The organism is Lacticaseibacillus paracasei subsp. paracasei (assembly GCF_000829035.1).
In the GTDB taxonomy this organism is placed as follows: domain Bacteria; phylum Bacillota; class Bacilli; order Lactobacillales; family Lactobacillaceae; genus Lacticaseibacillus; species Lacticaseibacillus paracasei.
The window spans coordinates 1,376,687-1,402,712 of record NZ_AP012541.1 but is presented as its reverse complement, the minus strand read 5'-3'; the positions used below and the strand labels follow the sequence as shown (position 1 = coordinate 1,402,712).

Annotated in this window: 24 protein-coding genes and 1 pseudogene; 2 read left to right on the top strand and 23 right to left on the bottom strand. The window is 47.1% G+C overall.

Annotated elements, in window-relative coordinates; genetic code table 11:
• Window positions 1-10: 10 nt before the first annotated feature.
• The 15 genes and pseudogenes from hslU to LBPC_RS06855 form a co-directional block, all read right to left on the bottom strand.
• Entirely contained in the window at window positions 11-1,420 is a 1,410-nt protein-coding gene (hslU, locus tag LBPC_RS06925) for an ATP-dependent protease ATPase subunit HslU (RefSeq protein ID WP_016383376.1), read from the bottom strand.
• Between the two features lie 43 nt (window positions 1,421-1,463).
• Window positions 1,464-1,988: an ATP-dependent protease subunit HslV gene (hslV, locus tag LBPC_RS06920; RefSeq protein ID WP_003565422.1), complete on the bottom strand. Its 525-nt coding sequence runs from the start codon at window positions 1,986-1,988 to the stop codon at window positions 1,464-1,466.
• 247 nt (window positions 1,989-2,235) lie between these two features.
• On the bottom strand, window positions 2,236-3,132 hold the full coding sequence (gene xerC / locus LBPC_RS06915) for a tyrosine recombinase XerC (RefSeq protein WP_003660930.1): 897 nt from the start codon (window positions 3,130-3,132) through the stop codon (window positions 2,236-2,238).
• Between the two features lie 124 nt (window positions 3,133-3,256).
• Entirely contained in the window at window positions 3,257-4,576 is a 1,320-nt protein-coding gene (trmFO, locus tag LBPC_RS06910) for a methylenetetrahydrofolate--tRNA-(uracil(54)-C(5))-methyltransferase (FADH(2)-oxidizing) TrmFO (protein ID WP_003660931.1), read from the bottom strand.
• A gap of 415 nt (window positions 4,577-4,991) precedes the next feature.
• Window positions 4,992-7,076, bottom strand: coding sequence for a type I DNA topoisomerase (topA, locus tag LBPC_RS06905; protein WP_003565415.1), 2,085 nt, complete (start codon window positions 7,074-7,076; stop codon window positions 4,992-4,994).
• 269 nt (window positions 7,077-7,345) lie between these two features.
• On the bottom strand, window positions 7,346-8,161 hold the full coding sequence (gene dprA / locus LBPC_RS06900; protein WP_003660933.1) for a DNA-processing protein DprA: 816 nt from the start codon (window positions 8,159-8,161) through the stop codon (window positions 7,346-7,348).
• 61 nt (window positions 8,162-8,222) lie between these two features.
• On the bottom strand, window positions 8,223-8,981 hold the full coding sequence (locus tag LBPC_RS06895; protein ID WP_003660934.1) for a ribonuclease HII: 759 nt from the start codon (window positions 8,979-8,981) through the stop codon (window positions 8,223-8,225).
• On the bottom strand, window positions 8,965-9,825 hold the full coding sequence (gene ylqF / locus LBPC_RS06890) for a ribosome biogenesis GTPase YlqF (RefSeq protein WP_003660935.1): 861 nt from the start codon (window positions 9,823-9,825) through the stop codon (window positions 8,965-8,967). The genes LBPC_RS06895 and ylqF overlap by 17 nt, the downstream gene beginning before the upstream one ends.
• A gap of 152 nt (window positions 9,826-9,977) precedes the next feature.
• Window positions 9,978-10,328: pseudogene (locus LBPC_RS06885) on the bottom strand (MmyB family transcriptional regulator); the annotation flags it as partial.
• 58 nt (window positions 10,329-10,386) lie between these two features.
• Window positions 10,387-11,829, bottom strand: a complete 1,443-nt coding sequence (locus LBPC_RS06880) for a S41 family peptidase (protein ID WP_050568401.1) — start codon at window positions 11,827-11,829, stop codon at window positions 10,387-10,389.
• Window positions 11,798-12,040, bottom strand: a complete 243-nt coding sequence (locus LBPC_RS06875; RefSeq protein ID WP_003565389.1) for a YozE family protein — start codon at window positions 12,038-12,040, stop codon at window positions 11,798-11,800. Before LBPC_RS06875 ends, LBPC_RS06880 begins: the two co-directional genes overlap by 32 nt.
• Window positions 12,040-12,561 carry a peptide-methionine (S)-S-oxide reductase MsrA gene (gene msrA / locus LBPC_RS06870; protein ID WP_003660940.1) on the bottom strand — a complete coding sequence of 174 codons (522 nt, stop codon included), beginning with the start codon at window positions 12,559-12,561 and terminating at the stop codon, window positions 12,040-12,042. Before msrA ends, LBPC_RS06875 begins: the two co-directional genes overlap by 1 nt.
• Window positions 12,562-12,586: 25 nt before the next feature.
• Window positions 12,587-13,216, bottom strand: a complete 630-nt coding sequence (locus tag LBPC_RS06865) for a YpmS family protein (protein ID WP_003570299.1) — start codon at window positions 13,214-13,216, stop codon at window positions 12,587-12,589.
• A gap of 5 nt (window positions 13,217-13,221) precedes the next feature.
• Window positions 13,222-14,067, bottom strand: coding sequence for an SGNH/GDSL hydrolase family protein (locus LBPC_RS06860; protein ID WP_003660943.1), 846 nt, complete (start codon window positions 14,065-14,067; stop codon window positions 13,222-13,224).
• Between the two features lie 337 nt (window positions 14,068-14,404).
• Window positions 14,405-15,247: a DegV family protein gene (locus LBPC_RS06855; protein ID WP_003565381.1), complete on the bottom strand. Its 843-nt coding sequence runs from the start codon at window positions 15,245-15,247 to the stop codon at window positions 14,405-14,407.
• A gap of 203 nt (window positions 15,248-15,450) precedes the next feature.
• Between LBPC_RS06855 and trhA the strand changes: the two genes are divergently transcribed.
• Complete coding sequence (gene trhA, locus LBPC_RS06850) at window positions 15,451-16,092, top strand: PAQR family membrane homeostasis protein TrhA (RefSeq protein ID WP_003575035.1); 642 nt, start codon at window positions 15,451-15,453, stop codon at window positions 16,090-16,092.
• Between the two features lie 154 nt (window positions 16,093-16,246).
• Here trhA and LBPC_RS06845 read toward each other — a convergent pair whose 3' ends face one another.
• The 5 genes from LBPC_RS06845 to LBPC_RS06825 form a co-directional block, all read right to left on the bottom strand.
• On the bottom strand, window positions 16,247-16,738 hold the full coding sequence (locus LBPC_RS06845; RefSeq protein WP_003660945.1) for a dihydrofolate reductase: 492 nt from the start codon (window positions 16,736-16,738) through the stop codon (window positions 16,247-16,249).
• Between the two features lie 127 nt (window positions 16,739-16,865).
• Complete coding sequence (locus LBPC_RS06840) at window positions 16,866-17,816, bottom strand: thymidylate synthase (RefSeq protein ID WP_016365569.1); 951 nt, start codon at window positions 17,814-17,816, stop codon at window positions 16,866-16,868.
• A 28-nt stretch (window positions 17,817-17,844) separates the two neighbouring features.
• The gene (locus LBPC_RS06835; protein ID WP_032780931.1) at window positions 17,845-19,737 is read right to left on the bottom strand and encodes an ABC-F family ATP-binding cassette domain-containing protein; all 1,893 of its coding nucleotides are present in this window, start codon (window positions 19,735-19,737) and stop codon (window positions 17,845-17,847) included.
• Between the two features lie 95 nt (window positions 19,738-19,832).
• Window positions 19,833-20,288 (bottom strand): hypothetical protein, encoded by a 456-nt coding sequence (locus tag LBPC_RS06830; protein ID WP_003565371.1) that lies wholly within the window; start codon window positions 20,286-20,288, stop codon window positions 19,833-19,835.
• Window positions 20,289-20,425: 137 nt separating this feature from the next.
• On the bottom strand, window positions 20,426-21,622 hold the full coding sequence (locus tag LBPC_RS06825; RefSeq protein ID WP_003570288.1) for a CCA tRNA nucleotidyltransferase: 1,197 nt from the start codon (window positions 21,620-21,622) through the stop codon (window positions 20,426-20,428).
• 103 nt (window positions 21,623-21,725) lie between these two features.
• On the opposite strand from LBPC_RS06825, the gene LBPC_RS06820 reads away from it, so the two are divergent.
• Window positions 21,726-22,604 (top strand): YitT family protein, encoded by an 879-nt coding sequence (locus tag LBPC_RS06820; RefSeq protein ID WP_003570286.1) that lies wholly within the window; start codon window positions 21,726-21,728, stop codon window positions 22,602-22,604.
• 10 nt (window positions 22,605-22,614) lie between these two features.
• On the opposite strand, the gene LBPC_RS06815 is transcribed toward LBPC_RS06820, so the two are convergent.
• The 3 genes from LBPC_RS06815 to der form a co-directional block, all read right to left on the bottom strand.
• The gene (locus LBPC_RS06815) at window positions 22,615-23,883 is read right to left on the bottom strand and encodes a tetratricopeptide repeat protein (protein WP_003660954.1); all 1,269 of its coding nucleotides are present in this window, start codon (window positions 23,881-23,883) and stop codon (window positions 22,615-22,617) included.
• A 245-nt stretch (window positions 23,884-24,128) separates the two neighbouring features.
• Window positions 24,129-24,404, bottom strand: a complete 276-nt coding sequence (locus LBPC_RS06810; RefSeq protein ID WP_003658248.1) for an HU family DNA-binding protein — start codon at window positions 24,402-24,404, stop codon at window positions 24,129-24,131.
• Between the two features lie 243 nt (window positions 24,405-24,647).
• Window positions 24,648-25,955 (bottom strand): ribosome biogenesis GTPase Der, encoded by a 1,308-nt coding sequence (gene der / locus LBPC_RS06805; protein WP_003570284.1) that lies wholly within the window; start codon window positions 25,953-25,955, stop codon window positions 24,648-24,650.
• Window positions 25,956-26,026: the final 71 nt, after the last annotated feature.

The following is a 26,026-nucleotide window of genomic DNA, read 5'->3' as shown; positions in this document are numbered from 1 at the left end:
TTATTGTTAACTACAAAATATACCGCGTCATGTTTGAATCAGCCGCAATATGGCCAATCTTGTCATCCACATATTGCTGGGTGACGGTCACACTGCCCATCGCCATATCTGGACCTTCATAAAGTACGTCTTCAAGCAGTTTTTCAAGAATGGTCGCCAGTCGCCGCGCTCCAATATTATCAGTGTCGTGGTTGACCTGAGTCGCAATCTCTGCAATTCGATCAACCGCTTCCTTCGTGAAGGTAATCTTCACGCCATCTGCACCAATCAAGGCGATATACTGCTTGATCAAAGCATTGTCTGGCTCGGTCAAGATCCGCACAAAGTCTTTTTCGGTTAAGTCCTTCAATTCAACCCGAATTGGAAAACGCCCTTGAAGTTCAGCAATCAAATCACTAGGCTTAGCCTCGGCAAACGCACCTGATCCAATGAACAAGATGTGATCCGTATTGATAGGACCATACTTAGTGTTAATCTGCGATCCTTCTACAATCGGTAAAATATCTCGCTGCACACCTTCACGCGAAACTTCGCCGCTATTATGCTTGTTTCCTGCAGCAATTTTATCGATTTCGTCGATGAAAATGATCCCGTTATTCTCGGCACTTTGAATGGCGTCGTGATAGATGTCGGCATGATTGACCAGTTTGTCAGATTCCTCTTTGATGAAGATTTCGCGAGCTTCTTTGACGGTCATGGTCCGCTCAACCTTTTTCTTAGGCATTAAAGCGCCAATGGTGTCGCTTAGATCAATGCCCATCTGACCGTACATGTCACCCATGCCACCGCCTTTTTTCTCATCATTGACAGCAACGGTGATTTCATGATCTTCAAGTAATCCTTTTTCCAGTTGCTCTGCCACGCTCAAACGCTTATTGCGAATATCATCGGTCACTTCGCCGCCTGCGTCTGCATCATCGCCAGCTGGCATTTTGCCATTTTGCATCCCTTGCAACATGCTCATCATCTCGGCCATCGGATTGGTATTCTTTTCCTTACGAATGGCCGGCACTAAAATTTTAACCAAACGCTTATTGGCTTCTTTTTCGGCACGTATGCGAACCTTTGAAAATTGCTTCTCTTCTTCCATGGCAACGGCAGTTTCGGCAAGATCTCGGACCATGGATTCGACGTCACGGCCAACGTAGCCAACTTCCGTAAACTTAGTCGCTTCCACCTTCACAAATGGCGCCTCAACTATTTTCGCCAGTCGTCGTGCAATTTCGGTTTTCCCGACACCGGTTGGTCCGATCATCAGTAAGTTTTTCGGGTTAATCTCTTCTTGCATTTTTGGCGATAATTGCATTCGCCGATAACGGTTATACAAGGCAACCGCGACGGCCCGTTTTGCATCATCTTGTCCAATGACATATTGATCGAGTTTTTCAACGATCTGTTTTGGGGTTTGTACTTCTGCCATCATAAGCCTCCTGTAGATCAATGTAATTGCCGACGGTTACAAACTAAAAGCTTTCGACAATAACATTGTGGTTTGTGAAAATATCGATATTTCCTGCGATATTCACCGCTTCTTTGGCAATGTCAGCTGGTGTCATATCCGGGGCATGCCGCAGCATCGCGATTGCCGCGGCTTGCGCAAAGTTGCCGCCAGAGCCGATCGCTACCACGTCTTCATCTGGATCTATCACTTCGCCAGACCCGGATACAAGTAACAGGTCATGCTCATCCATCACGATCATCATGGCCTCAAGTTTCTGCAAGGTCGGATCCTTGCGCCAATCTTGAGCCAGCGCAACTGCGGAACGTCGCAAGTTGCCCGCATAATGCTCCAGCTTCTTTTCAAACCAGTCTTGCAGGGTGAAAGCATCTGCTACCCCGCCGGCAAATCCGATGACGACTTGATCATGATAGATCCGGCGAACTTTCTGCGCGTTGCCTTTCATGATGACCTTTTCGCCAAGGGTTACCTGACCGTCACCGGCCAAAGCGGTCACACCATCTTTTCTTACTGCTGCAATTGTTGTCATAGTCATGCTCCTTTTTAAGTGAGCGCAAGCAGAAGCGCTTAGAAACCGGAGCATAAGTGGGCTGCAAGCCTAAATGGCTGAATTTTGGCTATTTAGGCTTCCAGGTCATTATGTGCAGGTTTCTGCGACTGCGAGCGCGTTATCTGCGTATCTCGTCGGATAAAAACAGCTAAAGTAGCGATTAATCTGTTATCGCCAATGTTCTTAGCTTAAAAAACTCAGACTGCTTTTGCATCATGCTTTAGTCTTAATTATGCTTCGGATAATATTTCATATACTCATTTTTTAAATGTGCCATGGTGACATGCGTGTAGATTTGTGTGGTTGATAAACTTGCATGACCCAGTAGCTCTTGAACAGTTCGCAGGTCAGCACCATGATCCAGCATATGGGTTGCAAAACTATGCCGCAGCATGTGGGGATGAATGTTAGCTGTCAGCGTCGTCTGCTTGATGAGCTGATCCAAAATATATTCAATGCCACGCGAGGTAATCGGACGCCCATACTGGTTCACAAATACATATCGATGCTGTGCCTGACTTTTAGCCATCAAGACTTGTCGGCCATCTTTTAAATAAGTTCGTAGTGCTTGCTGAGCGTACTGTCCAAAGGGCACATACCTATCTTTGTTGCCTTTACCATGAATCAACAGTAATGCCGTATTGAAATCGACCTGATTCAATGTCAGTTTGGCACACTCGGAAACTCGAATACCGGTGCCATACAAAACTTCCAACAAAGCGCGATTACGTTGATCCAGCGGGGTTTTGCCAGCAACTGTCTTGAACAGTTCCTGAATCTCGGCTTCATAGAAAAATTGTGGTAAATGATGATGCTGCTTTTTTAATTCAACCAGCTCAAATGGGTTGCGTTTGACGACATCAATTCGTGTCAAATAACGGTAAAAGCTTCTCAAACTACTGATTTTTCGGGCAATCGATGTCCGTGCCAAATCCTGTTTGTTAAGATCAGTCAAATAAGTTTGAACGTCTAAATCATCCACATGCCGAAAGTCAGTAAACCCGCCGTTGGCCTTGAGAAACGCCTGAAATTCTCGAAGATCACTCAAATAAGCCGTCACTGTTTCCGGTGAATACTGCCGTTCAACTTCAAGATACTCCTGAAACGCTGCAATTGGCTTCATTGAATCCCTCCGATAATACATTAACATAAAATGCAGCCATTGTTGACGCTTTCAGTGCATCAACACCATCAAGCCGCCGAAATACCAATGAAAAAATCCCGGTAACCCGAGATTTTTTGCGTCCTTAAACTTGTTCAACCCGATTCATACCTGCTTGGAAAGTAGCTAAATCTTTTAATGCACGATCAGCTAACTGCTGATTGCGTTCTTTTTTATTGCGTACTTTGACTGTTAACGCTGGCATGATGCCAAAGTTCGCATTCATCGGCTGGAAGTGATGGGCGGATGTGTGAGTAATGTAATCCGCCATTGACCCCATCGCTGTAGTTTCGGGAAAAATCAGCGGGGTTTCTCCAAGCGCCATACGGGCCGCATTGGTACCCGCAATCAGACCGCTGGCGGCGCTTTCAACATAACCTTCCACCCCAGTCATCTGGCCTGCAAAGAACAGATCAGGCCGGCGTTTGGATGCATATGTTGGTTCCAAAACCACTGGGGATTTCATGAAAGTGTTGCGATGCATGACGCCATACCGGACGATTTGCACGTTTTCAAGTCCAGGGATTAGTCGGAAAACCCGTTTTTGCTCGCCCCATTTAAGATGAGTTTGGAATCCGACCATGTTATATAAACTCGCTGCAGCGTTATCTTGACGCAACTGGACAACCGCGTAAGGTTCCTTACCTGTCCGTGGATCTTCAAGGCCAACTGGCTTTAGCGGGCCAAACAACATAGTTTTAATACCGCGTTTGGCCATGACTTCAATCGGCATGCAGCCTTCAAAAACCGTCATCTTTTCAAAATCATGGCCTTCAGCAACTTCGGCCGAAACGAGCGCTTGATAGAACGTCAAGAATTCATCCTTCGTCATCGGACAATTCAAATAGGCGGCTTCGCCACGATCATAGCGCGACTTTTTATAAACAATGTCCTCGTTGATCGTATTCGCATCAAGAATCGGTGCGGCTGCGTCAAAGAACGACAAACCGGCCTCGCCGTTCAGATCAACAATTGCCTGTGCTAACCCGGGCGCTGTTAGCGGACCGGTAGCCACCACTGTGATCCCATCAGGAAATGCTGACAATTCCTCATTCACCACATGAATATGCGAATTGCTCGTCAACTTTTGGGTCACTAGCTCGCTAAATGGTTCGCGATCCACCGCCAAGGCACCGCCAGCAGGGACTGCGGTGGCGTCAGCACTTTGAATAATGATTGAATGTAACTGACGCATTTCTTCCTTTAATAGACCCACCGCATTGGTGATCTGGTTGGCGCGCAGTGAATTCGTGCAGACAAGCTCAGCAAAATTGCTCGTGTGATGAGCAGGTGTCATTTTAACGGGACGCATCTCGTATAAGTTGACATCTACACCGGCCTGAGCGATTTGCCAGGCTGCTTCTGATCCGGCTAGTCCGGCACCAATGACATTAACTGTTGGCATGAGTGATTCCTCCTTGTGGTGGCGTGGCGCAATTAGTTCGTTCAGAGAAAATGTGAGTTTTGCGGCACGTGTATTTTTGTGGCTTGCTGATGCGGTAGCGACTCAGCTTGCTATTGTGGGCAGACTGAATCTTTGAGCAAGTTTTCTAAAGGCGCGATCAGGCGCAGAAACCTCCGTGTAAGGACCTTGAAGTCTAAATGGCCAAAGTTCAGCCATTTAGACTTCAAGGCTGGTGATGCTCCGGTTCCGAAACGCGCAAACAGGCGCAGAAACCTGCACATAAGGACCTCAAGCCTAAATGGCCAAAGCCCAGCCATTTAGGCTCCGGTTTCTAAGCGCGCCTGTTCACACTCTGCCCAAGTTTACCCGAAAAAAACAGTGAGTACAAAGATAACATACTCACTGCTTTCTCAAATTATGCTTTTTGTAAGGCTTCTTTATAATCGTTATTTGGGCAGACAACTTGGGTGCCAGCTTTGCTCTTTTTCTCAACTAAGAAATGTCCGCAGACCGGGCAATCGCGGCCGACTGGTTTGTCCCATGAGACAAAGTCGCAGTCTGGATAACGCGAGCAACCATAGAAGACGCGGTTACGCTTGCTCTTACGTTCAACAACTTGACCGATATGACATTTCGGGCAGACAACCCCGATCTCTTTGACAATGGCCTTGGTGTTGCGGCAATCCGGGAATCGGGAACAGGCGTAAAACTTACCATAACGACCCATTTTGATAACCATCGGCGCACCGCAGATGTCACAGTTGAAGCCGGCTGGTTCGTCTTTGATTTGAATCTTCGCGATCCCAGTTTCGGCGTGAGCCACTTCTTTTTCAAATGGCTTATAGAACTGATCAATCACCTTAACCCAATCAGCCTCGCCGGTTTCAATCCCATCAAGTTCAGATTCGACGTTCGCCGTAAATTTGATATTCACGATGTCCGGGAAGAATTCAACGATCAAGCTGTTGACGATCTCACCTAATTCAGTCGGTTCAAACCGGCGAGCATTCAGTTTCACGTAGTAACGTTTCTGAATGGTTTCGATAGTTGGCGCATAAGTTGACGGACGACCAACGCCATTTTCTTCAAGCGCTTTGACAAGGTTTGCTTCCGAGTAACGGGCTGGTGGCTGTGTAAAGTGTTGAGCCGGATCGGTCTTCAACATTTTGACATCATCACCAACTGCAAGCGGTGGCAAAATATTGTCCTTTTGATCGCTGTCACGTGATGAGACATACAACTTGGTAAACCCTTCAAACTTAGTCTGACTACCGTTGGCGCGGAAAGTCACACCGTTTTGGTCTAACGTCACGGCCACAGTGTCAATAATCGCCGGGGTCATTTCACTGGCAACAAACCGACTCCAGATCAGCCGATAAAGTTTCATCTGATCTTTGTCCAGAACTGCCGTCAAACTATCCGGTGTCCGTAATGTGCTGGTTGGCCGAATGGCTTCGTGGGCATCTTGTGCCCCTTCCTGCAGTTTACCTTGGCGAATTTTGACAGCAGCATAAGCTTCGCCGTATTTCTCATGCAGGTAATGGCTGGTTTCAGTTTTGGCAACATTTGACACGCGAGTCGAGTCGGTCCGCATGTACGTGATCAGCCCAACGGTGCCTAACTTACCACCTAAGTTAATTCCTTCATACAGTTGCTGGGCCAACATCATGGTCTTTCGGGTGCGGAATCCCAACTTACGGTTAGCTTCCTGCTGCAAGGTACTGGTTGTGAATGGCGGGGATGGGAAGCGTTTGCGTTCTTTTTTAACAACATTCGTCACAGCAAACGGCTTAGTTTTGTCCACTTGACCCAAAATCTTTTGAACGGCCTCGTTGTTCTTTAAAGCCTGCTTTTTATTCTTCAGGCCATAGAAACTAGCACTGAACTTTTTACTACGGCCCTTTTGGAACTCAGCGTCTAATGACCAGTATTCTTCTGGCGTGAAGTTTTTGATTTCATTTTCGCGATCAATAATCAGCTTTAGCGCAACACTTTGAACGCGGCCAGCACTCAGGCCCTTTTTAACTTTCTTCCATAATAAAGGACTGATGGAATAGCCTACCAGTCGATCCAAAATCCGCCGTGCCTGCTGGGCATCTACAAGATCCATATCAATGCCACGAGGGGTTTTGAACGCATTTTTAACGGCATCTTTCGTAATTTCGTTAAAAACGACGCGATTTTTGGCTTTTGGATCCAAACCTAAAATGTGACTGACATGCCATGCAATGGCTTCTCCTTCACGATCCGGATCGGCTGCGAGATAAATCTTGCTAGCTTTTTTAGCATCTTTTTTAAGGGATTTAATCACATCGCCTTTGCCGCGAATCGAAATGTACTTTGGCTCGTAGTCGTTATCGACATCGACCCCCATCTGACTCTTAGGTAGATCGCGAATGTGCCCCAAACTTGCAACAACTTTATAGGTTCGGCCAAGATACTTTTCAATAGTCTTGGCTTTGGCTGGCGATTCAACAATGACTAACTTCTTGTCGGCCATGAACGCGCTCCTTCCGGTGGCATTGCCTAGTAGGCAAGCCCTGATTAATTTGTGCGATGCTGACGATTCGTCGTCAGTAATTGATGCGTCCTAAGGCGGCAATAGATCATCTGCCACCGGCGCGACCATCAAAGCAATCGCAACTGGTGCCAGTCTAATGGTCAATGCCACCTGCTGACTCAAAACAGTTGCTATCATAAGCTAGTCATTTTGCTCTTGTCAAATCAAAAGAAATTTTTTCTACTATAAAATAAGCAAAAATGTGCACCTCAAGGGTAAAAATTCAAGTTTTCTACCAACGTCTCTGGACCAGTCACCAACGCCGCTCCTGCCTGAATCAGCGCATTTGTACCTGCTCCCAAAGGCGCATCAATTCGATTAGGCAACGCAAAAACTTCGCGATTATGTTGCAAAGCATAGTTAGCCGTGATGAGACTGCCGCTTTTCATCTCCGCCTCAGTTACCATCACACCATGGGCAATACCGGCAATAATCCGATTGCGAGCGACAAATTGAAACCGCTGCGGGCCGGTTGCTGGTGGATACTCACTTAAAACAAGCCCAACATGCGCAATCTGCACCTGCAAATCGCGGTTCTTGGCAGGATACACCTGATCAAGGCCGTTGGCAATCACTGCAATCGTTGGCAGTCGGGCACTGAGGGCTGCCTCATGCGCCATCGCATCAGCTCCTGCTGCTAGTCCACTTGCAATCACCATTGACGGTAGTTGCGGCAATAACTGCGCCAGCGCCGTTGCTGAATAGCCGGTTGCACGCCGCGAACCAACAATCCCTAACGTTAATTGATTCAACAGACCTAACTGCCCACGATAAAAAAGCACCAACGGCGGCTGCGGAATTTCCCGCAATCGTGGTGGATAAGCAGCATCAACATACGTCATAAACGGCACATGTTTGGCAGCAATTAATTGTTGACTATACTGGTCAGTCAAACGTTTCTTGAGTTCTGCATGAAACGGTGCGAGATCGTCTTTTCCTCGGATAGCTTGTTCTAAAGCAACTGCCATCCGTGGATTCTGGCGTGTGGCAATATGCCATGCTAGTAAAAAATTGCGCAGTGTCATTGTTGGTCGTCCTCCCGCAAATAAACTACGCAAACACGACATCGACACACTCAACGAAGCACTAAGAGCGCAGTCGATCACGGACAGGCCCAAAACTGCGGCGATGAATTGGGGTAACGCCGTGCGCCGCCAATCCGGCAAGATGTGCCTTTGTCCCGTATCCCATGTTGTCCTTAAAATCATAACCAGGATAAATTTTATCGTACATCATCATAAGACGATCACGAATCACTTTAGCAACAATACTGGCCGCAGCGATGCTGATGCTGTTGGCATCGCCCTTAATTAAGCGTTTTTGCGGTAAGTCGACTGGCACGTGCATTGCGTCCACCAACAAACATTCCGGAGCGACTCGCAAATGGTCAACGGCTTGAGCCATCGCCAATTCAGTCGCATGGTAAATATTTTCACGGTCAATCGTCCGATTATCAGCCACGCCAATGCCAACTACAATCGCTTCAGTTAAAATATGCGGGTAAAGCACATTGCGTTCATGTGCGGTCAGCTGTTTCGAGTCATTCACCGGCCACTGAAAATGGTGCGGCAAAATCACCGCAGCCGTCACGACAGGGCCAGCAAGTGGTCCCCGCCCTACTTCGTCTAACCCAGCGACATACTCATAGGTTCCCCATAACTGACGCTCATACCTGCTACGATAACGTAAAGCCACCTCTTCGGCTGCTTGATGGGCCTGTCGCCGTTGATACGCTGCCAGTAATTTGCCAGCACCGATGCGACTGTCTTCTTTAAGTGCCGCCAAAATAGCCGGTGCAACTTCGTCAGCAGCCAGCAATGCTTTGTACTCACTCAGCGTCGGCATCTGTCTCACCAGGCTTCTCGAGGGTAAAGCGTCCCAATTTTCCTTGTCGTGCATCAAAAATCAAGCGCTCAGCCATCCGATCGTAAGCCTCAGCGAAACCTTGTGATTTCGTCAACTTAACCAGCAGGTCATGGGGCGCTTCATTTAAATCATCATCGGTGACATGGTATGCCTTTTTCAAAGCAGCTGGATAATGCGCCATAAAGTAAGTCAGCCCATACAAGCCAACCATGTCTTCTTGGAAAACTGCATCGGCAATTGCACCTGTAAAGGCTAACCGCATCCCAATTGTTTGTGAGGCAAACTTCGGCCAAAGAATCCCAGGGGTATCAAGCAATTGAAAGTTATCACTGGCCTTCAACCACTGTTGATTCTTCGTCACGCCTGGTTTGTTGCCGGTCACCGCGATGTTACGCCGAACCAGACGATTTAACACCGTCGACTTGCCGACATTGGGGATGCCAATACACATCGCCTTAATCATCGGATTACGAATGCCGCGCGCCTTTTTCCGAGCAATCTTTTCCGCCAACAACTTCGTCGCCAATTGCGGAATTTGCTGCAACCGCTTGGCATGCTGGGCATCAATCGCAATCGCCGCAAACCCTTGATCCTGATAATATTGGACCCACGCCGCCGTCAACGCCGGATCAGCCAAATCCTGCTTATTCAGCACCATAATGCGCGGCTTGTCAGCCACCAGCTCATCCAACATCGGATTGCGCGACGATTCCGGTGTCCGCGCATCGACAACTTCAAGCACGAGGTCGACTTGTTTAATCTTTTCTTGAACTTGTTTCCGGGCTTTGGCCATGTGACCGGGAAACCATTGAATTTGTGCCATTTGTGTAACTCCTTTAGGACTAAGACAATTAAAATCTCAGTATGAACTATTTCCTAACGACTAGCATACTGTATTTATGTGAAAAGTAACAACTGCCTGTTTTTAAACTATGATAGCCGAAAAATGTGTCGGGCCGCTCAGTCATGCACTTTTTAGTCGCTAACCATCTCACCAAGCCTCTTGCGAGTTCCTTCATCCCCAGGCAGTTGCACGCCGATAAAATCACCATTCCCCAAAAACTTAAGAAAAGTCTCAACGAAATAGAGCTCTCCGGCGTTAGGGACGCTGAGCAGCAATCGTTCTTCACCTAACTCTTCGACCTTTAGCTGATCCCACGTTTGCTTAAAAACGGGATCATCCTTCATCGCTGAATAAACTTCAAATAAGGCCTTTGAATCCCGCGTTCGACTATATAATTGGCGAAACTTTGCGGTAAGCGCACTGGCATAATTTTCCCAGTCAACCATGACAACACGAAAATGCGGATCATTGAACGTGCGAAAAAAACGCGTACACACCTCCTAAAAGGCATATACGCGCATATCATAACCTATTTGATTTTCACTTGGCTACTGCATCCACAGCCGCCTTCATCATCGGATCATCCTTTGTCAACTGTGCACTCAACTTCTGCGCGAGCGTTGCCAACGTATCCTGATCAGCCGTTCCTGTTGCGTCAAGCTTATTTGCTTGCTGGAACGTTTTGACAGCTGCTTGGGTGGCATCGTCGTATTGACTATTGACAGTGACGGAGCCGACTTTAAGTGCCGTGAGCATTTGTTGCAAGGACTTCACATCGCTGCCTTTATCGCCTGGTTTGAGCTGAGTGGCGTTGATCAAGGTGATCTTCGCCGCGGCTGGGTAGTCGACCTTGATATCAGGTGTCAGGCCTTTGTGATTGATCCAAGTGCCGTTTGGCGTTAACCATTTAGCGATGGTCAGCTTGAGTTCTTTGTTGCTGCCCATTTCGCCGACATTTTGGACGGTGCCTTTGCCGAAACTCTTTTCACCGACAAGCGGAATGTTGCTGTTTTGGTGAAGTGCTGCAGCGGTGATTTCACTGGCTGAGGCCGAATTACCATCAATTAAGACCGCCGTTTTTTCAGTGACTTTAAAGCCGTCATCGAGTTTCTTGCCAGCCTTATAGACTTCCTTGGCACCGTTGCGGTCTTCGACTTGCAGAACGGTTTGGCCGTTTTTGGAGAACATGGAGCTGATGGACAAAGCCGCACTCATCATGCCGCCTGGATTTTGCCGTAAGTCGAGGACAAAGGATTTGGCCCCTTCTTTGCGTAATTTCTTAACAGTGGCCTTGAATTGTTTGACGGTTGGTTCGCTAAAAGTCGAAATAGTAATGACGCCGACCTGTTTGTTGGCCGAAGCAAGTTGGCCAGTGACAGTGTCAACCGTGATTTTCTGCCGTTTCATCGAGAAAGTTGCTTGTTTGCTGCCGCGCTTAACGGTGACGGACACTGTGGTACCGATTTTACCGCGAATTTTGGCAACTGCCTTGCTAACGGTTTGTTTGGAGACATCTTTACCGTTGACCTTGAGCAGCACATCGCCGACTTGCATGCCTGCTTTTTTGGCGGGCGTATCAGGTAAAATGCTAGCGATGGAAAGACTGTCATGATTTTGCTGGACGGTGGCACCGATACCGCCAAATGAAGCCGAAATCGTGTCATCAAGATTGGTTTTATCGTTATTCTGCAAGTAAACGGAATATGGATCATCTAACGTTGCCAGCATACCTTTAATCGCGCCATCGGTTAATTTGGTCGTATTGACGCTTTTATAGTAGTTATTGGTAACCGTCTCATAAGCAGCAATAACGGGTGCTAGTTCCTTGGGGACACTTGTTTTCAAAACATTTTGTTGCGCTTGCTGATAAGAGAGCGCGTAACCGCCTGCGACACCACCGCCAAGTGCGACGATGACAATTATCAAAACGGCCCACCACGGTAATCTACGTTTATTGATACGAATCGCCTCCTGTGCTTTCACTCGCCTCATAGGCGCGATACGTTTCGTCAAAAACGGCCATGCTTGGCAAATAATTGCCGTTTAGTTCCAGATAATCGCTTAGTCGATGGTAATCCTTTTCTTGCTTAGGAAAGCTTTGATCCAAAAAGGCATTTTTCGCAAATTCAGCAATTTCACTATGGTCATTGGGGTTACGCAGGGTCATGAGATATTCGTAAAAAGTCCGATGCATTATTGATCCTTCCATGTTTTGTCGATAAAAGCCTGCCGTTGTGCATGTTCTAATGCATAACGGCGGGGATTCTTAGCATAAAACTGTTGGTGCTCAGGCTCAGCCGGATAAAACGGCTTGGCAGCTTCGATTTGCGTCACAATCGGATCACTGAAGCGCCCACTAGCTGCTAAGGCCGTTTTTGAAGCCTCTGCAGCTTCGCGTTGGGCATCATCCTTCACAAAAATCACCGGTCGATAATTATCGCCGCGATCCTGAAACTGACCCATAGCATCTGTCGGATCGGTTTGCTGCCAATAGATGTCCAACAACTTCGGATAGCTAATGGTGTCGGCATCGAAGGTGATTTCTACAGCTTCAGTATGTCCAGTGGTGTGAGACGAAACCTGTTCATAGGTGGGGTTGGCGACATGGCCGTCAGTGTAGCCGGACACTACATTCAAAATGCCCGGCTGCTCTTCAAAGGGTTCAACCATACACCAAAAACATCCCCCAGCAAAAATAGCTGTTTCTTTTTTCATAAAATATTCAGCTTCTTTCCAATGATCACTGATTATCCGGGAGGTAAACTGCGAACTCTAAGTCATCGTTCGTCGGATCTAGTTTAGTTGCCCGAAGCGTCATGCCATTTTGGAGTTTAAATTGGCTCAATTTTAGCACAACGTTTCCTGCCTTACTATCAAGACTGACCCAGCTAGGGATTTTATAACTATGCCCAATATAGCTCATTACGAAACTAATCGGGACTGGCAATGTACCGACGTTCAATTTCTTTGACTTTAGCAAAACATCGCCATTTTTAAGTACCAACGGATCAAAGGTCAATTGGAACTTGACATTATTGCCAAGAAATTTGAACGAACCATTCAACGCCGCCTCATTATTGCCAAGGGTGACGGCGTATTTAATTGGGCTGTCCTTCAGATAGGTTTTTAAATAATGTGCCATGATTCGGTTGGCACTACTCTTGGTGACTTTAACCGTGAAAACCGGGTCGTTTGAAATCGTCTTAGTCTCTGTGGCTGTGTTCAGTGAAACCGGCGCTAAGACGGTTTTGGTAAACCAAATTCCGCTACCCAAGATAAGGCCAATCAGGATTAAAAATGCCCATTTCCACCAGTTAATCATTGACCAGCTGATCGATTTTTGTTTGCGCTGCCGTTTCTTTTCTGTCACCCTAATCACTCCCAATCTTTCTTTGTGGCTGTTAGTTTCGTCATCAATTGTTTAGTCATTTGCGCATAACCGGCATTATTAGGATGAAAATGATCTTGCGAAAAGATCAGCGGGTTGCCATCTCCAGATGTTGCTTCCTTCAAAGCCTCTTTTGCAGAAGCCTTGTTGGCGACATTTTCCCCATTTGATAGGAACTTATCGATGTCAATGTAATAGACACGTTGGAAGCCTTGCAAGGTCTTTTGCGTTGCCTGATTCCACGCGCTCACGCTATTAGTCATCGCTGTCATTTTTGGAAAATAAACATAAAACGGATTATAGATGCCAAAAACATAAATCGGTGCCGTTGCGTTCTCCTTACGAATAGTTGTGAGTAAGGTCGTTAGATGTTTCTGAAAAGCCGTGCTACCAGCAGTGATCTCTTTTTCAGACAAGCTAAGAAAATGTTGCTGCAACACATGCATCAGATCATTGCCGCCTGCCGTCACGGTAATGATATTGGCTTGCTTCAAATCTGTACGAATCTTCGCCTGTTTATTGATGCGACTAAGAATCTGGGTGCTGGTGTTACCACTAACACCATAGTTTTTCGTCGTGACTTGATATTGGCCGGTAGCTTCCAAATCGGCCTGAGTGAGTCCAACAAAACCACCGTTATTCGTGGCATCGCCAACGCCGTATGTCAGCGAATCGCCAACCGCCGTCAGCTTGAGTTGCTTCGGCTGATCAGCCGTCAGTTTGACTTGACTGGGCGCAGCGGCAGGGCCGAATACTTGCCAGCTTAAAAAAGCCGCTATACCGGCTAGCAAAATGACGCCGAATGAAATAAGAAAACTTTTTAACTTGGCCATGGTGCCTCCTGTGTTTCTGGTCAAATGACTGGTGTTAATAGGCTATTGTACTTGAGGTTGTACAAATTAACAAAGGCGCTTCGTCTGAATGATCATTGACAATGACCAAAAACAGTCGACAAGGGCGCCCAGTTTGATTCAAAAATGGTGCCGACTTTGCTTCTCTCTAAAATCAGGGCACAAGTAGCCGCAGATGCCCGCCTAACCGTTTTAGGCATCACCAGCTGTCGGTTGACTTGATCATGCCTGAAACCGTGCATACGGCGTTTTCAAGCCACAAGTGTTCGTGCTTTAAAAAAGCCGGCGCTTCCGCCGGCCAGTTAAATTTTATTAAAAATTAATCAACGTAGTACGTAATTGCAAACGCACCTGGCCCTGTATGGGTTGCAATGACTGGATCAGTCGGTCGCACCAGAATCGGGACACTCGGTAGCACTTCTGCGATGCGCCGACCAATGTCTTCACCTAATTCCTTAGCGCCGGCCGTTGAAATACCAACACTTTTGATGTTGCTGAGTTTGGCCATTTTAGCAATTGTTTCGGCGATGAAATTATTAATCGTCTTCATCCCCCGACCTTTGCGTAAGGCTTTCAGTTCGCCATTTTGCAGTTGCAGAATGACCTTGATGTTCAAAAACGATGAAATTAAGCCTGAAACACGACTAAGCCGGCCACCTTTGACTAAATTGTCTAAATTCGTTACGCCAAGGACCAGTGTCGTGTTGTCCCGCACTTGCTCAAGCTTATCAAGAATCGTTTTCATATCTTTGCCGGCTTCGGCCATTTCAGCAGCAACTAAGACCTGAAAAGCCATCGCTCGGTCCGTGAACTGCGAGTCAATCACCGTCACTTTGCCTTTCGCAATTTGAGCCGCTTGCCGCGAAGAATTCACCGTTCCGCTGATCGTTTCAGTCATATGAATTGCCAAAACTTCGCTGCCGTCTGCTGTCAGTTTGTCGAAAACATCGGCAAACGTACCGACAGCTGGTTGCGAGGTTTTGGGCAGATTTTGCGCCGCAGCCATTTCATCCATAAAATCATCCCGTGTGATGGTTTCGCCATCAATATAAACGGTATTATCAATCATAATGGTCAGCGGTACAACCGTAATGTTATGTTGGCTGATCTCTTCTGGAGTCAGTTGAACGGAAGAATCCGTGACGATCTTGATATTTGCCATGTCTGAGCCACGCTTTCTGTTAGGTTCGTTTATCGAACTCATTATAGCAAAGTCCAGAAATATTGTCAGTACATATTATCTAGTTATCATAACTAGATTAGGTTGTATTGTGAAACGCACCATGCTAAAATCGTAAGTGAATCGAAGCGTGCCCGGCAATTCTCGTAAAGAAATCTGTACCGGTTGCACCAAGGAGGTAGAAGATGCGCGTGGCAAAATCAAAGCATTATGAATTTAATAATGAAATGTTTAGTGCGATAACCCATGCATTTGCCTTAGGGCTGGCAGTGGTTGGCACGATTGCGTTGGGTATTAAGGGCGCCAATAGTGGCAGTCAGCTTGAGTTAATCAGTTACTTAGGATTTGGGATTTCCCTCATCATCTTATATACGGCTTCAACGGCGTTCCACGGTTTCTATTTTAGCAAGGCGCGCCATGTCCTACAGGTCCTAGATCACTCCGGCGTTTTCATATTAATCGCTGGCTCCTACCTACCTTACTGTTTGGTCGCGATTGGCGGACCATTAGGGATCGGCTTGCTAATTGCCATCTGGGCGCTTTGCTTTGGCGGCATCCTCTACAAGCTGTTCTTCTTGAATCGCTTCAAGCATCTGGAAACCATGATTTACGTCATTCTCGGCTGGCTTTGCTTAATCGGCATGGTGCCACTGTGGCATCACTTAGGACCGATTGGCTTCTGGTTACTGGTTGCTGGCGGGTTAGCATACACAGGTGGCGCTATGCTGTACCTGCAAAAAGGCATCCCATACATCCACGTCATCTGGCACCTGTTTGTCATTCTCGGCAGCCTGTGCATGTACATTTCAATTTACCTTTTCGTTTAATGCTAACTATATAAAAAAGATCGGCTCGCTCCGTCAGACGGAGAAGCCGATCTTTTTTTGCACATGAGTCAATTTTAGTTAAAAAATCGAACTACAAATGCGCATAACTATTTAAGTTCCTTAAAAAATTTCTTTAGCTGCTAACCGCGTCAGATCATTTTTGCTTTTGCCAAACTTCATAAGTATGCGTCAAAGCGGGGTTTTGATCTTCGACAGTTCGGCTTGAGGTTTTAGTAAACGCATCCCAATCTAGTGGAATCATTTTAGTGTCACCTGCAAAACTGCCGGCTAGACGGGTCACGAGCAAGGTATCAACCATGTCTTTAAAGGCGCTAAAGATTTGAGCACCACCGGCGATGACTAATGCCTGATCTGCATGTTCCTTCGCATAATCAAGCACTCCAGCAACCTGATGCAAGACAATCGCACCTGGTGCCTGGTAATCAGCCTGGTGCGTCAAAACCACGTTCGTACGATCTGGTAATGGCCGTTTTGGAAAACTTTCGTACGTGCGACGCCCAACCACCATCATTTTTCCTTCAGTCTGAGTCCGGAAATAATGCAAATCGTCTGGCAAATGCCATGGCAAATGGCCGTCTTTACCGATTACACCATCCCGATCCTGCGCCCACAAAAATGCTACCATTTAAAATCCCCCTCGTTTTTGATACGTCTGATGGTACTGCAATCAGTCAAAACCGTCACTTAAACAGCTTCGATATCGCCAATAATAAGCTTTCTCGCCGACAAGGCAGCCCAAGCACGTGCTTCGCTTAAACGGCAACTGGTGCTTTAATGGCCGGATAAGGATCATAATTCAACAATTTAATATCTTGCATATCAAAATCAAAAATATCGTGTTTATCCGGATTCAAGACCAAGGTCGGTGCCTGGCGCGGTGTCCGGGTTAATTGTTCTTTGATTTGATCCAGATGATTGACATACAAGTGGGCATCGCCAAATGTGTGAATGAAGTCCCCGACTTGCAACCCGCATTCATGGGCAACAAGATGGGTCAGCAAGGCATATGAGGCAATATTAAACGGCACGCCAAGGAAAATGTCCGCAGAACGCTGATACAGTTGCAAGGAAAGTTTGCCATCATTGACATAAAACTGGAAGAGGGTGTGACAAGGCGGTAACGCCATGGTTGGCACATCTTCTGGATTCCAAGCGGATACGATCAAGCGTCGCGAGTATGGATGCGTCTTAATCTGCTCAATCACATCCCCCAGCTGGTCAATGGTGTCACCGCGACTGGTATGCCACGCCCGCCATTGCGAGCCATAAACCAATCCTAAATCACCGTATTTAGCTGCAAATGACTCGTCAGTGAGAATACGTTCGTCAAACTTGGCCATCTGTTCACGATAACTGGCGGCAAATTCAGGATCTTTTTGGCTGCGATGACCAAAATCGGTCATATCCGGACCATGATAATCGGGGCTGGCAACCCACTTCTCAAAGGCCCATTCATCCCAGATGTGATTTTTGTGCTGCAATAGGAAACGAATGTTGGTGTCGCCACGCAAGAACCAAAGTAACTCGCTTTTAATGAGACCATAGGGCACCTTTTTGGTTGTTAGTAAAGGGAACCCTTCGCTAAGGTCAAACCGCATTTGGTGACCGAAAATACTGTACGTGCCTGTATGCGTGCGATCAGGCTTGAAGTGGCCTTCATCTAATACTTTTTGGGCAAGATCGAGATATGGCTGCTCTAACATTGTCTTCTTCCCTCCAGTGGGCGTGTGTTCAAACATACTGATCCAGTTCGGCAAATCGGTCGAATTTTTTATCAATTGTTTGGTTGATCTCGTCAATTTGGGCTTGTAAGTCACCTAGTTTGACATAATCTTCGCCGTTGACTTCGGCCATAGCTGCCTTGACTTTAGCGAGTTTATCGTCCAACTCGTCAAGCTCATTTTGGAGTTTATCATACTCTATCTGCTCAGCATATGTCAGTTTTGTTTTCTTCTTTGGCGCGGCTTTTTTTGGTACAGCGTCAGCAGCTGGTGTTTTTGGTTTGGCTGCTGGCTGCTTGGTTTGTTGCTGAGCCAGATAATCAGAGAACTCGCCTACCGCTCGGTCAATCTGCGCGTTGCCATTGAAGATCAGTAATTGATCAGCCACTTTGTCCAAAAAGTAACGGTCATGTGACACGGTGATGACGGTGCCTGGAAATTGATCCAGATAATCTTCGAGTACGGTCAAGGTGGCAATATCTAGATCATTGGTCGGCTCGTCCAAAAGCAAAACATTAGGTTGACGCATGAGCACCTGTAACAAATAAAGCCGGCGTTTTTCGCCGCCTGACAAGCGACCAATCAGCGTACCATGCATACTGCGCGGAAAAAGAAACTGTTCCAGCATTTGGGTCACTGACACGCGTTGACCATCTGCTTGCACGACTTCTTCGCCAACCTCCTGCAAGTAGGTAATGATGCGTTTGTTCGGATCCAAATTGGCACTCATCTGGGTGTAGTAGCCCAAATGAACGGTCTCGCCTAATTCAATAGAACCGCTGTCCAATTTTTGTTTGCCAGCAATAATATTCAGCAATGTTGACTTGCCAGCGCCGTTTTTGCCGGTAATCCCAATGCGAGTGCCTGGTTGAACCAGCCAATTAAAGTCTTTTAGAATCGGCTGATCGTCAAACTGCAAACTGGCATGATGCATTTCGATGACTTTTTTGCCTAAGCGGGCGCTGGCGATCTGAATGGGATCCAACTGCTGGTTTGCTTCCGGTGCCGCATCTTTGGCAGCTTGCAAGGTCTCGAAACGATTAATCCGCGCTTGTTGTTTCGTTGAACGTGCCTGGGCACCAGCATGCATCCAAGCTAGTTCCTGCTTGTAAAGCTGGGTCTGCTTGTGATTAGCCGACTTTTCGGCCTCCAATTGCTCAGCCTTTTTGGCGACATAAGCCTGATAGTTGCCTTGATACTGGAATAAACGGCCGCGGTCCAATTCAAAAATCCGGTTCGTCACGCGATCAAGAAAATAACGATCATGCGTTACCACGACCAAAGCGCCGCGATAATTGCTGAGATACTTCTCAAGCCACGCGATTGAATCAAAATCCAAGTGGTTCGTCGGCTCGTCCAACAGCAATAAGTCCGGCGATTCGATCAGCACTTGGGCCAGACCGACACGCTTTTGCTGACCACCGGAAAGATCGCCAACACGCATGCTCAAATCATCAATGTGCAGCTGCGTCAAAATTGTTTTGATATCGGTTTCTGCAGACCAGGCATCTTCTTGCGTCATGCGGGCATCTGCTTTTGTATAAGCGGCAGTTTTTTCCGGATTCATAGGATCCTTGGTATATTCGGCTAGTGCCTGTTCATATTGGCGAATCGCTTGAAAAACCGGTGAATCACCATGATAAATGGCATCCATAATCGCCAAGTCAGGATCAAGATCGGGAATCTGAGCCAGATAGCTGATGCGATATTGCTTGGGTGTTTTAATTTCACCAGCATCAACTGAATCAAGTCCGGCTAATGCGCGAATAAGCGTGGTTTTCCCAGCGCCATTAACCCCAATTAAGCCAATTCGCTCGCCTTCGTTAATTAAAAAATCAATCTGATTGAATAATTGTTTGTCACCATATGCCTTACTCAGGCCTTGTGCTGTTAGCGTCTGCATGTTGTCCCTCATTTCACTCGTATCGTTGTCCATCTTAGCAAGAAGCAGCGCACAAGAAAAGGCCGACATCAATGCCGACCCGTACGTGATCACGATTAGATCCGCGGATATTCATCATCCACGGTATGTTTTTCATCGATCACAATATAAAGATGACCGTTTGCTGCAAGCTTGCTACTCTGGTACTCGTTATCAAGCCCGCTTGGATCCTTTTGCTTGAATGGGAAATAGATTTGAACGCGCTTTTTGTCTTCCGCGTTAAAGACCAAGTCCATCTTTTCAATATCTTGATACTTAGTGGCGCGACCAAACATCCCCATCTCCAGCGAACCGGTGTTGATATCGCTTGACTTGACGTGGTCAGCTTCAGGCAAAATCTCAACCTTAAAGCTCTTGCAAGGATGAATCTCTTGAATCTGACCGCCGTGAATGCGTCCGTAACTCGTGGTTACTCGACTGATCCAGACGTCCGCCAGTTCATCATGCTCAACAGTCCATTCGTCACCGTTACGAAAATGAAAAATCAATTGCTCAAAAACATGTTCTGCCATTGGAAATCCCCCTTCACTGTCATGCAGAACGGGTTGGAAACGCACTGGTGGCCAACTATGCTATTTTAAAGCCGCCCAGCTGATCAATCGTCCTGTTTGACGTTGTTGAATGTGCTTACATGCTCATCATAACACACTCACAAACGATCTTGAGACATTTCAGTTGCGATCGGCAACAACTTTTTTAGTTCATTTGGCAAAGCTCCAGCGACGACACGCTGCTCGATTTGATTGAGTGCTTTGCCCATCGCTGGCCCGGGACGGACCCCCGCTTTAATCAGATCTGCACCGGTCAGCGCTAATTCTTTTTTACTATGAATCGGTAAGGCCGCGTAAGCCTCAGCTAGCTGCTGCTGATCAAAGTCAGGCGTCAGCAGTTTTTGAACCTCGCTAGCCGTTGTCACGGCCGCTTCACCAGCTTGGTAAAGATCCCAAGCAGTCGGATTCGGCATCACCTGCAGTAGCTTGACAGTTTGCGTGACCAAGGTGATCAGCTCATTGGATTGCTTCCAGGCCTTTAGCATCACCAGCGGCTGTGTTCTTAAAAGGAAAATCAATGCCGCCCAGCCGCTTGCCAAACTGGTCAGCTGCGTATCAGGCAACTGAGAAAATTGCGTTAAGGCTGTTTCATGAGCCGCCATTTTCGGGGCGTAGGCAAACAAGCGAGTCTCAATAAAATCTTGCAAGCCAGCACGTCGATCAATCCCAGTCAGCAACCGATTAAATTCTGCGGCGACTCGTTCTACAGAAATGTGCACTAACAGTTTGGCATTATCGGCGATTGCCGCTTTGGTGGCTGGCTCAATGCCGAACCCCAATTGGCTCTCGAATCGAACTGCCCGCATCATCCGCAAAGCATCCTCATGAAACCGTTCATGAGGATTACCCACTGCCCGCAGCTGGTGGTGCTGCAAATCTTTTAGGCCGTCAAACAAATCAATGATCGTGCCATCATGCCGAACAGCTAAAGCGTTGATAGTGAAATCCCGACGCTTTAAATCTTCTGCTAAGGAGCGCACAAAAGTCACATGATCAGGCCGGCGAAAATCCTGATAGCGCGATTCGGTTCGGAAAGTTGTCACTTCATAGCCAGTCCCGTGATCAAGCACCATCACTGTGCCATGCTCGATGCCGGTATCGGCTGTCCGCTTGAAAATTCGCTTAATTTCTGCCGGATACGCCGAACTGGCAATATCCACATCGTGAATCGGCAGCCCCAGTATCGCATCACGAACACTGCCGCCAACAAAATAAGCTTCATAACCAGCAGCTTCGATTTTTTTTAAAATCGGAATCGCTGCCTTAAAATCTGGCTGGGTCAAATCTAGTCGCATTTCAAACTCCTTTTTCCAAACCGGCAACCACCATTACCACAATTAAGCCGAAATATGACATTTCTGTTAGAATAAGCTTAAATTCTTTTTTGGGAGGCGGCCTATGTCACGCACCACGCGTACTTGTTGGGATCTTTTAATGATTGTTCTTGGTTGTGCTTTATATGGGTTCGGGCTTGTTTATATTAATATTGCGAATCACTTGGCTGAAGGCGGCGTCACCGGGATTACCCTGCTAATCCGCTATTGGTGGCATCTCGATCCGGCATACAGCACAATTCTGCTGAATATTCCGTTGCTCATCGTTGGTTACAAATTTTTAGGCAAACGCGCCCTAGCTTACACTGTTTTTGGCACCTTGATGCTTTCTGCTTGGCTGTGGATCTGGCAACGGGTACCTTTAACCATCAACCTCGATCATGATCTTTTTATCTCCGGGGTTTTAGCTGGACTGTTTGGTGGTTTTGGCAGCGGCTTGATTTACCGCCATGGCGGGACCACCGGCGGCACGGATGTTGTTGCCCGGATAGTTGAACAACAGACCGGCGTGCCAATGGGACGAACCTTGTTGGTTTTCGATGCCGCTGTGCTAACGATCTCGTTGACGTATCTGAACATCGAACTCATGATGTACACTCTGCTTGGTGCCTACGTGTTCTCACAAATTGTTAACTTTACGCTGGATGGTGCTTACGCGGCAAAGGGCCTTTTAATCGTCTCTGACAAAAGCCAAGAAATCGCCACTGCCATTATGAACGAATTGGAACGTGGGACAACTTTCTTACATGCTGAAGGCGGGTTCGCCCACGATCGCAAGCAGGTCGTCTATGCTGTCGTTTCGTCAACTGAAATTGCCCAAACAAAACGGCTGATTGAGGCCATTGATCCGCACGCCTTCATCAGCATCCTTGATGTCCATGAGGCCTTGGGCGAAGGCTTCACCTACCAGAAAAAACGCCGCCGACTACTATTTGGTCATTGATTCACAACGATTAATCCGTCTCGGCGTTGAGTTCATCCAAACGGGCCTGCATCTCGTCGTCAGTAGGTACCAGTTTCAAATATCGCACTAAAGCGGCTTTCAATTCGGCGCGAGCACCAGTCGACTGGAAGAAATCAATGATATCGTGGAGAAAGTCCGGGGAATCCTGAAAGCGATTGAACGCTAAAAGGTAATTCTCACGGGCTTTTTTAATATTCTCCAACCGATCGTAGCTTTTAGCCATATTCCAATAAATTTGTGGGTCAACATCACCACTACGATCGATTTGGTCAAGAAAGTCAACATTTTCTTGATCACGCTCTTCCTGCACCAAAAAGTTGCTCCAAGCGAGCATATTACCATGATCTTCCGGATCAATCGCCAAAGCCTTTTGTAAATACGTCTCGGCTAATTTGACATTGTCTTCACTAAGCGCTAATTTGCCGCCTAAGGCATATAGCGTTGGGTTCGTATCATCGACCATGACGCCGGCCTGAACCGTGTCTAAGGCCTTGTCAGGCTGATTCTGGGCCTCATAAGCACGAGCAAGTGGCAAATACGCATTGGCGTAACTTGGATCACTGTCAATCACGGCTTGAAGATTGGTGATCGCTTTAGCCGGATCATCAAGTTGTAAATACAAGCCGCCTAATTCGAACCGGCCATTGAGATCCAGTGCATCAACACCGACATCTTCATAAGCAGCCACTGCGTCTTCATACTGCCCTGTTTGCGCTAAACTGGCCGCCAACCGTGCTTCGATGTTAACCCCAGCAAGTTCAGTTGTACCGGCCGCTAGCAGCTCGTTATAAGCACTAATGGCCTCGGCAAAATGACCCCAGTCAAAATAGAATTCGCCTAAAGCGAAGGTCACCACCGGCTCGTCTGGCGCCAATCGCTTCGCCTCAAGCAGTTTTTGCTCACTAACCTCATATAAACCAAGTGTTTGATAAACATCGGCAGCGCTCACCAGACTTTGAACATAGGCAGGATCACCTGGCTGAATGCGACTAAGATAATTCAAGGCGGCGTCTGTATCTCCGTCAGAAACTGCAATATCAGCTAAAGCCGTTGCCAGATCGCCTTGGTCAGGATATCGCCCCAGGAGCCCTTGATAAAGCCGCTTAGCCTGACCGTTGAACCCAAGCGCATACAGTTCTTCGGCAAGGTTGTATTGGGTTTCGTCGTCATCGTGGGCCAATACTTGGGTGAATAGCTGCTTCGCCGTTTCCATCTGGCCAGCTTCAATGGCATCAAGCATTTCTTTTGCGTAACTCATGGCTGCCTCCGTTGATTTTATTTTATAAAAAGCCTAAAGATTGTCGTTACTGCTAGTTTAACATTGCGTTTTGCTGATTCCGAACTGATGAGCATCAAAAGCTCTCCAGCCACACTTGACTGCGCATATCGCTACTGTCGCTCGGTCCCGCCCCTGGTCGCTGGCGAATGACGCCAAAACGCGCAAAAACCGAGTCCAGATAGACTCGGTTTTTGGTTGTTTCATCATTGCCTCAGGTGAACCGCTTATTTAACGGCGTCCTTGAGTGCTTTACCAGGCTTGAATGCTGGTACCTTGGATGCTGGGATCTTGATCTCGGCACCGGTTTGTGGGTTGCGGCCCTTACGAGCGGCACGCTCACGCACTTCGAAGTTACCAAAGCCGATCAACTGAACCTTGTCACCCTTTGAAAGGGAGTCTTGGATAGAACCGAATACTGCATCAACAGCTGCGGTTGCATCCTTCTTGGTCAAACCAGTTGCGGTTGCAACACTTTCGATCAATTCTGCTTTGTTTGCCATGAACATTTCACCTCCATATTGATTAGATGCGTTAACACCTAAACATGCCCATTCCTGACCTCTCAGGAATGAAGAAACAATGATAATATGTATCACCATTTCAGGTTTAAACATAGCATAGCAAGCCCGTTGTGACAAGGTTTTTGCCAAACTTTTTGCTGTCTGATCAAGGATCGGTTATCGAAAATCACGATTTTTGACATATTTTTTTAAATGAAAAGACAATATTCAGCCATCGCCGAACTACTTGCGTTTACGTGCGATGATGTGAATCGGTGTACCGGAAAAATCAAAGGCCTGTCGTAATTGGTTAATCAGAAATCGCTCGTACGAGAAGTGCAGCAGGTCGGGATCATTAACAAAAACCACGAAAGTTGGCGGTTTGACGGCAACTTGGGTCATGTAATAAATCCGCAAGCGTTTTCCATTAACTGTCGGTGTCGGTGTAACAGTAATGGCATCCATTAAGACATCATTTAGGACACTGCTTTGAATTCGCCGAGTTTGATTTTCTGAAACTGCTACAATCATGGCTGGCAAGCTCTGTAAACGCTGTTTCGTCTTGGCAGAAACAAAAATAATCGGCGCATAATCCAGATATTGGAACTCCTGACGAATCAGATTTTCAAAATCCTTCATCGTGTGATTATCTTTCTCAACTGTATCCCACTTGTTGACGACGATGATGATGCCACGACCGGCCTCGTGGGCATAACCGGCGACCTTTTTATCCTGTTCGCGGATACCTTCTTCGGCGTTGATGACAAACAAAACAACATCCGAACGATCAATCGCTCGTAATGCACGCATGACCGCGTATTTTTCGGTGTTCTCGTAAACCTTGCCACGTTTACGAATCCCAGCCGTGTCAATCATCGTGAAGGTTTCGTCAACTGCTTCGAACTTCGTATCAATCGCATCGCGAGTCGTGCCTTCGATTGGACTCACGATGACCCGATTTTCACCAAGAATGGCGTTAACTAAAGACGATTTACCGACATTTGGCCGACCAATCAGGCTGAACTTAATCGAATCGTCTTCAACTGACTTATCTTCGGATGGAAATGCTGCTAAAACAGCATCCAAAACATCACCAAGGCCAATCCCATGAGTCCCAGAAAGTGGATAGGGTTCGCCAAAACCTAATGAATAAAAATCGTAAATATCTTGGCGACGTTCAGGGTTATCAACCTTATTGACTGCCAGTACAACCGGCTTTTTAGCCCGATAAAGAATCTGGGCAACCCGTTCATCTGCATCAGTTACCCCGCTTTCAATATCAGCGAGAAAAAGGATGACATCGGCTTCATCGATGGCAATTTCAGCTTGATCCTTAATTTGCGCCAAAAAAGGTTCATCGCCTAAGTCGATCCCACCGGTGTCAATGACAGCAAATTCTTTACCAAGCCATTCACTCGTGCCATAGATGCGATCACGCGTGACCCCGGGCGTATCTTCCACAATCGAAACCCGCTCACCGAGAATACGGTTAAAAATGGTTGACTTGCCCACATTCGGACGGCCAACGATTGCTAATGTTGGTAAGACCATAAAACGGCCTCCTTTCTGTGACGGCGTCATGGGATTTGTTTCCCATAAAAAAAGTTGAGCCAAGGCTCAAC

What these genes read in the sequence shown, in the direction of transcription:
- LBPC_RS06820 (WP_003570286.1), top strand. Translation starts at nt 21,726, where the DNA reads ATGTCACGCACCACGCGTACTTGTTGGGATCTTTTAATGATTGTTCTT.
- ylqF (WP_003660935.1), bottom strand. Translation starts at nt 9,825, where the DNA reads ATGGCACAAATTCAATGGTTTCCCGGTCACATGGCCAAAGCCCGGAAA.
- LBPC_RS06855 (WP_003565381.1), bottom strand. Translation starts at nt 15,247, where the DNA reads ATGGCAAATATCAAGATCGTCACGGATTCTTCCGTTCAACTGACTCCA.
- topA (WP_003565415.1), bottom strand. Translation starts at nt 7,076, where the DNA reads ATGGCCGACAAGAAGTTAGTCATTGTTGAATCGCCAGCCAAAGCCAAG.
- LBPC_RS06830 (WP_003565371.1), bottom strand. Translation starts at nt 20,288, where the DNA reads ATGGCAGAACATGTTTTTGAGCAATTGATTTTTCATTTTCGTAACGGT.
- trhA (WP_003575035.1), top strand. Translation starts at nt 15,451, where the DNA reads ATGCGCGTGGCAAAATCAAAGCATTATGAATTTAATAATGAAATGTTT.
- LBPC_RS06815 (WP_003660954.1), bottom strand. Translation starts at nt 23,883, where the DNA reads ATGAGTTACGCAAAAGAAATGCTTGATGCCATTGAAGCTGGCCAGATG.
- LBPC_RS06875 (WP_003565389.1), bottom strand. Translation starts at nt 12,040, where the DNA reads ATGCATCGGACTTTTTACGAATATCTCATGACCCTGCGTAACCCCAAT.
- LBPC_RS06845 (WP_003660945.1), bottom strand. Translation starts at nt 16,738, where the DNA reads ATGGTAGCATTTTTGTGGGCGCAGGATCGGGATGGTGTAATCGGTAAA.
- LBPC_RS06825 (WP_003570288.1), bottom strand. Translation starts at nt 21,622, where the DNA reads ATGCGACTAGATTTGACCCAGCCAGATTTTAAGGCAGCGATTCCGATT.
- trmFO (WP_003660931.1), bottom strand. Translation starts at nt 4,576, where the DNA reads ATGCCAACAGTTAATGTCATTGGTGCCGGACTAGCCGGATCAGAAGCA.
- LBPC_RS06810 (WP_003658248.1), bottom strand. Translation starts at nt 24,404, where the DNA reads ATGGCAAACAAAGCAGAATTGATCGAAAGTGTTGCAACCGCAACTGGT.
- LBPC_RS06860 (WP_003660943.1), bottom strand. Translation starts at nt 14,067, where the DNA reads ATGGCCAAGTTAAAAAGTTTTCTTATTTCATTCGGCGTCATTTTGCTA.
- dprA (WP_003660933.1), bottom strand. Translation starts at nt 8,161, where the DNA reads ATGACACTGCGCAATTTTTTACTAGCATGGCATATTGCCACACGCCAG.
- hslV (WP_003565422.1), bottom strand. Translation starts at nt 1,988, where the DNA reads ATGACAACAATTGCAGCAGTAAGAAAAGATGGTGTGACCGCTTTGGCC.
- msrA (WP_003660940.1), bottom strand. Translation starts at nt 12,561, where the DNA reads ATGAAAAAAGAAACAGCTATTTTTGCTGGGGGATGTTTTTGGTGTATG.
- xerC (WP_003660930.1), bottom strand. Translation starts at nt 3,132, where the DNA reads ATGAAGCCAATTGCAGCGTTTCAGGAGTATCTTGAAGTTGAACGGCAG.
- LBPC_RS06840 (WP_016365569.1), bottom strand. Translation starts at nt 17,816, where the DNA reads ATGTTAGAGCAGCCATATCTCGATCTTGCCCAAAAAGTATTAGATGAA.
- LBPC_RS06895 (WP_003660934.1), bottom strand. Translation starts at nt 8,981, where the DNA reads ATGCCGACGCTGAGTGAGTACAAAGCATTGCTGGCTGCTGACGAAGTT.
- LBPC_RS06835 (WP_032780931.1), bottom strand. Translation starts at nt 19,737, where the DNA reads ATGCAGACGCTAACAGCACAAGGCCTGAGTAAGGCATATGGTGACAAA.
- hslU (WP_016383376.1), bottom strand. Translation starts at nt 1,420, where the DNA reads ATGGCAGAAGTACAAACCCCAAAACAGATCGTTGAAAAACTCGATCAA.
- der (WP_003570284.1), bottom strand. Translation starts at nt 25,955, where the DNA reads ATGGTCTTACCAACATTAGCAATCGTTGGCCGTCCGAATGTGGGCAAG.